17 protein-coding genes are annotated in these 8,551 nt (G+C 40.3%); all 17 read left to right on the top strand.

Going from position 1 to position 8,551, the window contains the following annotated elements; all coding sequences use genetic code 11:
• Nucleotides 1-138: 138 nt before the first annotated feature.
• Nucleotides 139-510: a 50S ribosomal protein L14 gene (gene rplN / locus Q0203_RS01445; protein ID WP_005619403.1), complete on the top strand. Its 372-nt coding sequence runs from the start codon at nt 139-141 to the stop codon at nt 508-510.
• A gap of 10 nt (nt 511-520) precedes the next feature.
• On the top strand, nt 521-832 hold the full coding sequence (gene rplX / locus Q0203_RS01450) for a 50S ribosomal protein L24 (protein ID WP_021615549.1): 312 nt from the start codon (nt 521-523) through the stop codon (nt 830-832).
• 20 nt (nt 833-852) lie between these two features.
• Nucleotides 853-1,392 (top strand): 50S ribosomal protein L5, encoded by a 540-nt coding sequence (gene rplE, locus Q0203_RS01455; protein WP_021615548.1) that lies wholly within the window; start codon nt 853-855, stop codon nt 1,390-1,392.
• A 12-nt stretch (nt 1,393-1,404) separates the two neighbouring features.
• Complete coding sequence (gene rpsN / locus Q0203_RS01460) at nt 1,405-1,710, top strand: 30S ribosomal protein S14 (protein ID WP_005701877.1); 306 nt, start codon at nt 1,405-1,407, stop codon at nt 1,708-1,710.
• A gap of 36 nt (nt 1,711-1,746) precedes the next feature.
• Nucleotides 1,747-2,139: a 30S ribosomal protein S8 gene (rpsH, locus tag Q0203_RS01465; RefSeq protein ID WP_290520992.1), complete on the top strand. Its 393-nt coding sequence runs from the start codon at nt 1,747-1,749 to the stop codon at nt 2,137-2,139.
• A gap of 15 nt (nt 2,140-2,154) precedes the next feature.
• On the top strand, nt 2,155-2,688 hold the full coding sequence (rplF, locus tag Q0203_RS01470; RefSeq protein ID WP_005548778.1) for a 50S ribosomal protein L6: 534 nt from the start codon (nt 2,155-2,157) through the stop codon (nt 2,686-2,688).
• Between the two features lie 13 nt (nt 2,689-2,701).
• The gene (rplR, locus tag Q0203_RS01475; protein ID WP_021615546.1) at nt 2,702-3,055 is read left to right on the top strand and encodes a 50S ribosomal protein L18; all 354 of its coding nucleotides are present in this window, start codon (nt 2,702-2,704) and stop codon (nt 3,053-3,055) included.
• A 15-nt stretch (nt 3,056-3,070) separates the two neighbouring features.
• Nucleotides 3,071-3,571 (top strand): 30S ribosomal protein S5, encoded by a 501-nt coding sequence (gene rpsE, locus Q0203_RS01480; RefSeq protein WP_021615545.1) that lies wholly within the window; start codon nt 3,071-3,073, stop codon nt 3,569-3,571.
• Between the two features lie 6 nt (nt 3,572-3,577).
• Entirely contained in the window at nt 3,578-3,757 is a 180-nt protein-coding gene (rpmD, locus tag Q0203_RS01485; protein WP_005715766.1) for a 50S ribosomal protein L30, read from the top strand.
• 3 nt (nt 3,758-3,760) lie between these two features.
• On the top strand, nt 3,761-4,195 hold the full coding sequence (gene rplO / locus Q0203_RS01490; RefSeq protein ID WP_021615544.1) for a 50S ribosomal protein L15: 435 nt from the start codon (nt 3,761-3,763) through the stop codon (nt 4,193-4,195).
• A 3-nt stretch (nt 4,196-4,198) separates the two neighbouring features.
• Nucleotides 4,199-5,524 carry a preprotein translocase subunit SecY gene (secY, locus tag Q0203_RS01495; protein WP_021615543.1) on the top strand — a complete coding sequence of 442 codons (1,326 nt, stop codon included), beginning with the start codon at nt 4,199-4,201 and terminating at the stop codon, nt 5,522-5,524.
• 23 nt (nt 5,525-5,547) lie between these two features.
• The gene (rpmJ, locus tag Q0203_RS01500) at nt 5,548-5,661 is read left to right on the top strand and encodes a 50S ribosomal protein L36 (protein WP_021615542.1); all 114 of its coding nucleotides are present in this window, start codon (nt 5,548-5,550) and stop codon (nt 5,659-5,661) included.
• Nucleotides 5,662-5,798: 137 nt separating this feature from the next.
• Nucleotides 5,799-6,155, top strand: a complete 357-nt coding sequence (gene rpsM / locus Q0203_RS01505; protein ID WP_033002424.1) for a 30S ribosomal protein S13 — start codon at nt 5,799-5,801, stop codon at nt 6,153-6,155.
• A 16-nt stretch (nt 6,156-6,171) separates the two neighbouring features.
• Nucleotides 6,172-6,561 (top strand): 30S ribosomal protein S11, encoded by a 390-nt coding sequence (gene rpsK / locus Q0203_RS01510; protein ID WP_021615541.1) that lies wholly within the window; start codon nt 6,172-6,174, stop codon nt 6,559-6,561.
• Nucleotides 6,562-6,590: 29 nt separating this feature from the next.
• Entirely contained in the window at nt 6,591-7,211 is a 621-nt protein-coding gene (rpsD, locus tag Q0203_RS01515; RefSeq protein WP_021615540.1) for a 30S ribosomal protein S4, read from the top strand.
• A 34-nt stretch (nt 7,212-7,245) separates the two neighbouring features.
• Nucleotides 7,246-8,235, top strand: a complete 990-nt coding sequence (rpoA, locus tag Q0203_RS01520; protein WP_021615539.1) for a DNA-directed RNA polymerase subunit alpha — start codon at nt 7,246-7,248, stop codon at nt 8,233-8,235.
• A gap of 41 nt (nt 8,236-8,276) precedes the next feature.
• Nucleotides 8,277-8,551 (top strand): 50S ribosomal protein L17 (rplQ, locus tag Q0203_RS01525; RefSeq protein ID WP_297929039.1); only part of this gene is annotated, 275 nt, incomplete at its 3' end.

Consider the following 8,551-nt stretch of genomic DNA (forward strand, 5'->3'; position numbering starts at 1 on the left):
TTAAGAAGAGGAAGGCAAATTATCGTTGCCTTTCTCTTTTTCTTTTGATAGAATCCGCAACCTGCCCGCCGTTCTGTTTTGACTGTGCGGACAGGTTCGTCCCGCAAGGGTGGTTTTTTAATTTAACGGAGCACTAATATGATCCAAGAACAGACTATGCTGGATGTTGCTGACAATTCAGGCGCTCGCAGCGTAATGTGTATCAAGGTTCTAGGTGGATCGCACCGTCGTTATGCTGCTATTGGCGACATTATCAAAGTTACTGTAAAAGAAGCAATTCCGCGCGGTAAAGTAAAAAAAGGTGATGTGTTAAAAGCGGTTGTTGTGCGCACCAAGAAGGGTGTTCGTCGCCCAGATGGATCAGTTATTCGTTTCGATGGTAATGCTTGTGTCATTTTAAATAATAACACTGAGCAACCAATCGGTACTCGTATTTTTGGACCAGTGACTCGTGAACTTCGTTCTGAGAAATTCATGAAGATCATTTCTTTAGCTCCAGAAGTACTGTAAGGAGAATGTAATGGCTGCAAAAATCCGTCAAAATGATGAAGTAATTGTGCTTACCGGCAAAAGCAAAGGTAAGCGCGGTAAGGTAACAAAAGTGTTATCTAACGGTAAAGTGATTGTTGAAGGTGTAAATATCATCACTAAACATGAAAAACCAGTACCTGCATTAGGCAAAGAGGGTGGTTTAGTGAAGAAAGAAGCTGCAATTGATGTATCAAATGTTGCAATTTTTAACCCGAAAACAAACAAAGCTGACCGAGTAGGTTTTAGATTTGAAGACGGCAAAAAAGTACGTTTCTTCAAATCTAACAATGAAATTATTTAATAATAAACTGGAGTAATGCGATGGCGAAACTGCATGATTACTACAGAGAGCAAGTAGTAAATGAATTGAAAACGAAATTCAACTACTCGTCTGTCATGCAAGTCCCACGAATCGAAAAGATAACCCTGAATATGGGTGTGGGTGAAGCATTGACCGATAAAAAATTGCTAGATAATGCAGTAGCAGATTTAGCAGCAATTAGCGGTCAAAAACCTTTGGTTACTAAAGCTCGTAAATCTGTTGCTGGCTTTAAAATCCGTCAGGGATATCCAATCGGTTGTAAAGTGACACTACGTGGTGAACGTATGTGGGAGTTCTTAGAACGTTTAATTACAATTGCTGTTCCACGTATTCGTGACTTCCGCGGTTTGAGCGCGAAATCTTTTGATGGTCGTGGAAATTACAGTATGGGTGTGCGTGAGCAAATCATCTTCCCTGAAATCGACTACGATAAAGTAGATCGTGTACGTGGTTTAGATATTACTATTACAACCACAGCTAAGAGTGATGAAGAAGGTCGAGCACTATTGGCTGCCTTTAATTTCCCATTCCGTAAGTAAGGCAGGTTATAAATGGCTAAACAATCAATGAAAGCTCGCGATGTAAAACGCGTGAAATTGGCTGAAAAATTCTATGCTAAACGTGTAGAATTAAAAAAGATTATTTCTGACGTTAATGCCTCTGACGAAGATCGTTGGAACGCCGTGTTAAAGTTACAAACTTTACCACGTGATTCTAGCCCTAGTCGTCAACGTAACCGTTGCCGTCAAACTGGACGTCCTCACGGCGTTCTTCGTAAGTTTGGTTTAAGTCGTATTAAGGTTCGTGAAGCTGCTATGCGCGGCGAAATCCCGGGTCTTAAGAAAGCAAGTTGGTAATTTACCACTTTAATTTGGAATCGGAGTAAAAGCACAATGAGTATGCAAGATCCTATCGCAGATATGTTGACTCGTATTCGTAACGGTCAAGCTGCGAATAAAGTTGCGATCAGTATGCCTTCATCCAAGCTAAAAGTGGCAATTGCCAATGTATTAGCTAGCGAAGGTTATATCGAAAGCGTTAAAGTAGTTGAAGGTGTAAAACCTGAATTGGAAATTACGTTAAAATATTTCCAAGGAAAACCGGTTGTAGAGAGTATTCAGCGTATTAGTCGCCCTGGTCTTCGTATTTACAAACGTAAAGACGAATTACCGAAAGTAATGGGTGGTCTAGGTATTGCTGTTGTATCTACATCTAAAGGTGTAATGACTGACCGTGCAGCTCGTCAAGCGGGTTTAGGCGGTGAGATCATTTGTTATGTAGCTTAATGGAGAGGTAGGATAATGTCTCGTGTTGCAAAAGCACCTGTTAGTATTCCTGCCGGCGTTGAGGTAAAACTTAACGGACAGTTGCTAACAATTAAAGGTAAAAATGGTGAGTTATCTCGCTCTATTCATCATTCAGTAGAAGTTAAACATGAAAATAACGAATTGACATTTTCACCACGTGAGGGTGTTGAGGGCGGTAATGCGCAGTCTGGTACTGCGAGAGCGCTAGTTAATTCTATGGTTATTGGCGTTACTGAAGGATTTACAAGAAAACTACAATTAGTTGGTGTAGGTTATAGAGCACAAATTAAAGGAAACGCTGTTGCTTTAAGTCTTGGATTTTCTCATCCTGTTGAGCATGTTTTACCTGCAGGAATTACTGCTGAATGTCCTTCTCAAACTGAAATTGTTTTGAAAGGTTCAGATAAACAGTTAATTGGTCAAGTTGCTGCAGATATTCGTGCTTATCGTCGCCCTGAGCCGTATAAAGGTAAAGGGGTACGCTACGCTGATGAAGTGGTGCGTATTAAAGAAGCTAAGAAGAAATAATTAAGGTAACACTATGGATAAGAAATCAGCTCGTATCCGTCGTGCGGCTCGTGCGCGTCATATGATGAGAGAGCAGGGTGTAACTCGTTTAGTTGTTCACCGTACTCCACGCCATATTTACGCCCAAGTCATCGCACCAAACGGTTCGGAAGTGCTTGCGGCTGCTTCTACTGTTGAGAAAGCAATTAAAGAGCAAGTGAAATATACCGGAAATAAAGATGCTGCTGCAGTTGTAGGTAAGGCCGTTGCAGAAAGAGCATTAGCAAAAGGCATTAAAGGCGTAGCTTTTGATCGTTCTGGTTTTAAATATCATGGCCGTATCCAATCTTTAGCGGATGCAGCCCGTGAAGCTGGTCTACAGTTCTAATTGAGGTAATTTGAGATGTCAAACATCGAAAAACAAGCTGGTGAACTGCAAGAGAAGCTAATTGCGGTAAACCGCGTATCTAAAACTGTAAAGGGTGGTCGTATCATGAGCTTTACCGCATTGACTGTGGTAGGTGATGGTAATGGCCGAGTAGGTTTTGGATATGGTAAAGCACGTGAAGTTCCTGCAGCGATTCAAAAAGCAATGGAAAAAGCACGTCGTAACATGGTTAATGTGGCTTTAACAGAAGGTACGTTACAACATCCTATTAAGGGTACTCATACTGGTTCGCGCGTTTTTATGCAGCCGGCGAGTGAGGGTACCGGTATTATTGCCGGCGGTGCGATGCGTGCCGTGTTAGAGGTTGCTGGAGTCCGTAACGTATTGTCAAAAGCATATGGTTCAACTAACCCAATCAATGTTGTTCGCGCAACTATTGATGCTTTAGCAAATATGAAATCACCAGAAATGGTTGCTGCTAAACGTGGTAAATCAGTTGATGAAATTTTGGGGTAATTGATAATGGCTAAAACTATTAAAGTAACACAGGTTCGTAGTTCTATTGCTCGTTTACCGAAGCATAAAGCTACACTACGTGGTCTTGGTCTTCGCCATATGCATCATACTGTTGAGTTAATTGATACTCCAGCAGTACGAGGAATGATTAACCAAATTTCATATATGGTTAAAGTGGAGGAGTAATAGATGCGTTTAAATACTCTATCTCCGGCTGAAGGTGCTAAGCATAGTGCTAAACGTCTTGGTCGTGGTATCGGTTCTGGTTTAGGTAAAACTGGTGGACGTGGTCATAAAGGTCAAAAATCCCGTACCGGCGGTGGTGTTCGCCGCGGATTTGAAGGTGGACAAATGCCTTTATACCGTCGTTTACCTAAATTTGGTTTTACCTCAATGAAATCTGCAGTAACAGCAGAAGTTCGTTTAGATGACCTAAATAAAATTGAAGGTGGCATCGTAACTCTAGAAACATTAAAAGCAGCTAATGTTTTAACTAAGGATATTCAATTTGCTAAAGTAATTTTGGCTGGTGAAGTTAAGTCTAAAGTAGTAGTTCGCGGATTAGGTGTTACTAAAGGTGCCAAGGCAGCAATTGAGGCTGCAGGCGGTTCAATCGAGGAATAATTAATGGCTAAGCAACCAGGCTATCAAGCAAGAAGTACGCAAGGCGGAAAAAGTGAGCTTAAGAATAGATTGTTATTTGTTTTAGGTGCACTGATAGTTTTCCGTATTGGTTCGTTCATTCCGGTTCCTGGTATAGATGCTGCCGTATTGGCTCAGTTAATTGAACAACAAAAAGGCACCATCATTGATATGTTTAACATGTTCTCTGGTGGTGCACTGAGTCGAGCTTCTATTTTTGCTTTGGGTATTATGCCTTATATTTCGGCATCAATTATTATCCAACTATTAGCCTCAGTTCATCCAGCACTGGCAGAACTAAGAAAAGAAGGTGAATCTGGTCGCCGTAAAATTAGTAAGTATACACGTTATTCAACAGTTGTTCTTGCTACTTTACAAGCGGTAGGTATTTCAACAGGTTTACCTAATATGTTACCGGGGTTAGTTCCTAATTTAGGATTTAGCTTCTATTTTACCGCGGTAATTAGTTTGGTCACCGGGACTATGTTTTTAATGTGGTTAGGTGAGCAAATTACAGAGCGTGGTATTGGTAATGGTATTTCTTTGATTATTTTTGCGGGTATTGTTGCTGGTTTACCTGCTGCTGTAGGTCAAACGATTGAGCAAGCTCGCCTTGGTCAAATGCATTTTCTTGTTCTTTTATTGATAGCTGTTATTGTTTTTGCAGTTACTTATTTTGTGGTTTTTGTCGAAAGAGGGCAGAGACGAATCAAAGTGGAATATGCTAAGCGTCAGCAAGGCAGACAAATTTTGGGTGGACACACTTCACATCTTCCGTTAAAAGTGAATATGGCAGGCGTGATTCCCGCAATTTTTGCATCAAGTATAATACTCTTTCCAGCAACATTAACTCAATGGGTTGGACAAGGCTCAAGTTTAGAATGGTTAACTGATTTATCAATGTTATTGCATCCTGGACAGCCGTTATACTTAGTTATATATGCCGTGGCAATTATTTTCTTTAGCTTTTTCTATACTGCAATGCAATATAATCCTCGGGATACAGCAGATAACTTGAAAAAGTCAGGTGCATTTATACCTGGAATTAGACCAGGGGAACAAACATCTCGATATATTGATAAGATCATGACTAGATTGACCCTTATTGGGGGATTATATGTCACATTCGTTTGTTTAGTTCCTTATATCATGACATCTGCTTGGAATGTTCAATTCTATTTCGGTGGTACATCTTTGCTGATTGTTGTGGTGGTTATTATGGATTTCATCGTACAGATTCAAAGTCATTTAATGTCTACAAAATATGAGTCTGCGTTGAAAAAAGCAAACCTTAAAGGTTTTGGACAATAGTCCAGTTATAAAAGGGATAAGCAATGAAAGTTCGTGCTTCCGTTAAGAAATTATGTCGTAACTGTAAAATTGTTAAACGTGAGGGAGTTGTTCGTGTACTTTGTAACGATCCCAAACATAAACAACGCCAAGGTTAATTGATATTTTTCTTGCAAAGAACCGGTTGAGTAATTATACTACTCAGCTCATTTATTTCCTTGACACTCTGTTTGAGTATCCTGAAAACGGGCTTTTCAAGATCAGGGTGTCAAATTAATTAATATAGGAGTGCATAGTGGCCCGTATTGCAGGCATTAACATTCCTGATCATAAACACACTGTAATCGCTTTAACTGCAATTTATGGTATCGGTAAGACTCGTTCAAAAAGCATTTGTGCTGCAGCGGGTATTGCTGAAGATGTTAAGATCAGCGAATTGTCTGAAGAGCAGATTGACAAACTGCGTGACGAAGTTGGTAAATTTACCGTTGAAGGTGATTTACGCCGTGAAGTAACACTAAACATCAAGCGTCTTTTAGACTTGGGTTGTTATCGTGGTTTACGTCATCGTCGTAGTTTACCTGTACGTGGTCAACGTACTAAAACTAATGCGCGTACCCGTAAGGGTCCACGTAAGCCGATCAAAAAATAGTCGGGGTAAATAAAGAATGGCTAAAACACCAATTCGTGCACGTAAACGTGTAAAAAAACAAATTGTGGATGGCGTTGCACATATTCACGCATCTTTCAATAATACAATCGTTACTATTACTGACCGTCAAGGAAATGCTCTAGCATGGGCAACCGCAGGTGGTTCAGGTTTCCGTGGTTCTCGTAAATCTACCCCGTTCGCTGCACAAGTTGCTGCAGAACGTTGTGCTGAAATCGTTAAAGAGTTCGGCTTAAAGAACTTGGAAGTTATGGTTAAAGGTCCGGGTCCGGGTCGTGAATCAACAATCCGTGCATTGAATGCAGCGGGTTTCCGTATCACGAATATTACTGATGTGACTCCGATTCCTCATAACGGTTGTCGTCCACCGAAAAAACGTCGTGTTTAATGACGTAATAGGATAGTTGGAGAAAGAAAATGGCAAGATATTTGGGTCCTAAACTCAAGCTCAGCCGTCGTGAAGGTACTGATTTATTTCTTAAATCAGGCGTTCGTGCGATTGATTCGAAATGTAAAATTGATACAGCACCTGGTCAACATGGTGCTCGTAAACCGCGTTTGTCTGACTATGGTAGTCAGTTACGTGAGAAACAAAAAGTTCGCCGTATGTACGGTATCTTAGAACGTCAGTTCCGTAACTATTACAAAGAAGCGAATCGCCTAAAAGGCAATACTGGTGAGAACTTATTGGTATTGTTAGAAGGTCGCTTGGATAATGTTGTTTATCGTATGGGATTTGCCGCAACTCGTGCTGAAGCTCGTCAGTTAGTGAGTCATAAGGCAATTGTTGTGAATGGCCGTGTTGTGAACATTCCATCTTTCCAAGTTTCAGTTGATGATGTAATTGCTGTTCGTGAAAAATCTAAAAAACAAGCACGCATTAAAGCATCGTTAGAGTTAGCAGAACAAAAAGAAAAACCAACTTGGTTGGATGTTGATGCTGCTAAAATGGAAGGTGTATTTAAACGTGTTCCTGAGCGTTCTGATTTATCAGCAGACATTAATGAACATCTGATCGTTGAGCTCTACTCCAAATAATTGTAGTAGTGCTTAGAAGCAAAGAGAGGATAAAATGCAGGGTTCTGTTACAGAATTTTTAAAACCACGCCTAGTTGATATTGAACAAGTTAGTTCAACACAGGCGAAGATTATCTTAGAGCCATTAGAGCGTGGTTTCGGTCATACTCTAGGAAATGCATTACGCCGTATTCTTCTATCTTCAATGCCAGGTTGTGCTGTAACTGAGGTAGAAATTGATGGTGTTTTGCATGAATATAGTAGCAAAGAAGGCGTACAGGAAGATATTCTTGAAGTGCTTTTAAACTTAAAAGGTTTAGCTGTAAAAGTACAAAATAAAGATGATGTTCTTCTAACCCTTACTAAATCTGGAATTGGCCCTGTTGTTGCTGCAGATATTACCCATGATGGTGATGTTGAAATTGTAAATCCTGAGCATGTTATTTGCCACTTAACTGACGAGAATGCATCAATTAACATGCGTATTCGTGTGCAACGTGGTAGAGGATATGTGCCTGCATCAGCTCGTGTTCAAAATCAGGATGAAGATCGCCCAATTGGTCGTTTATTAGTAGATGCTTGTTATAGCCCGGTTGACCGTATTGCTTATAATGTTGAAGCTGCACGTGTTGAACAGCGTACCGATTTAGATAAATTGGTTATTGAGCTAGAAACAAACGGAACTATTGATCCTGAAGATGCGATTCGTCGTGCAGCAACAATTTTAGCAGAACAACTTGATGCATTCGTTGATTTGCGAGATGTTCGTCAACCTGAAATTAAGGAAGAAAAACCAGAATTCGATCCGATTCTGCTTCGTCCTGTTGATGATTTAGAGTTGACAGTTCGTTCTGCTAACTGTTTGAAAGCAGAAACAATTCACTATATCGGTGATTTAGTACAACGTACAGAAGTTGAGTTATTAAAAACACCTAATCTTGGTAAGAAATCACTTACTGAAATTAAGGATGTGCTCGCTTCAAGAGGCTTATCACTAGGTATGCGCCTTGAAAATTGGCCACCAGCAAGCATTGCTGAAGACTAGTTTGGTCGTAGGTTTAAGATTTTTCTGAGAAGGATAAGGTTATGCGCCATCGTAAGAGTGGTCGTCAACTCAACCGTAATAGCAGTCATCGCCAAGCGATGTTTCGTAATATGGCAAGTTCTTTGATTAGTCATGAGATTATCAAAACAACTTTGCCAAAAGCAAAAGAATTACGTCGAGTAGTTGAACCGTTAATTACTTTAGCAAAAGTAGATAGTGTGGCAAATCGTCGCCTCGCTTTTGCTCGTACACGCAACACTGAAACTGTTGCTAAATTATTTAATGAATTAGGACCACGTTTTGCACAACGTGCAGG

This window comes from uncultured Aggregatibacter sp. (assembly GCF_938046485.1).
Lineage (GTDB): Bacteria > Pseudomonadota > Gammaproteobacteria > Enterobacterales > Pasteurellaceae > Aggregatibacter.

Bases quoted from the DNA above. Each gene is read 5' to 3' on its own strand.
- rplR (WP_021615546.1), top strand. From the start codon at position 2,702: ATGGATAAGAAATCAGCTCGTATCCGTCGTGCGGCTCGTGCGCGTCAT.
- rplO (WP_021615544.1), top strand. From the start codon at position 3,761: ATGCGTTTAAATACTCTATCTCCGGCTGAAGGTGCTAAGCATAGTGCT.
- rpsH (WP_290520992.1), top strand. From the start codon at position 1,747: ATGAGTATGCAAGATCCTATCGCAGATATGTTGACTCGTATTCGTAAC.
- rpsK (WP_021615541.1), top strand. From the start codon at position 6,172: ATGGCTAAAACACCAATTCGTGCACGTAAACGTGTAAAAAAACAAATT.
- rplN (WP_005619403.1), top strand. From the start codon at position 139: ATGATCCAAGAACAGACTATGCTGGATGTTGCTGACAATTCAGGCGCT.
- rpoA (WP_021615539.1), top strand. From the start codon at position 7,246: ATGCAGGGTTCTGTTACAGAATTTTTAAAACCACGCCTAGTTGATATT.
- rpsD (WP_021615540.1), top strand. From the start codon at position 6,591: ATGGCAAGATATTTGGGTCCTAAACTCAAGCTCAGCCGTCGTGAAGGT.
- rplF (WP_005548778.1), top strand. From the start codon at position 2,155: ATGTCTCGTGTTGCAAAAGCACCTGTTAGTATTCCTGCCGGCGTTGAG.
- secY (WP_021615543.1), top strand. From the start codon at position 4,199: ATGGCTAAGCAACCAGGCTATCAAGCAAGAAGTACGCAAGGCGGAAAA.
- rpmD (WP_005715766.1), top strand. From the start codon at position 3,578: ATGGCTAAAACTATTAAAGTAACACAGGTTCGTAGTTCTATTGCTCGT.
- rpmJ (WP_021615542.1), top strand. From the start codon at position 5,548: ATGAAAGTTCGTGCTTCCGTTAAGAAATTATGTCGTAACTGTAAAATT.
- rplX (WP_021615549.1), top strand. From the start codon at position 521: ATGGCTGCAAAAATCCGTCAAAATGATGAAGTAATTGTGCTTACCGGC.
- rplE (WP_021615548.1), top strand. From the start codon at position 853: ATGGCGAAACTGCATGATTACTACAGAGAGCAAGTAGTAAATGAATTG.
- rpsN (WP_005701877.1), top strand. From the start codon at position 1,405: ATGGCTAAACAATCAATGAAAGCTCGCGATGTAAAACGCGTGAAATTG.
- rpsE (WP_021615545.1), top strand. From the start codon at position 3,071: ATGTCAAACATCGAAAAACAAGCTGGTGAACTGCAAGAGAAGCTAATT.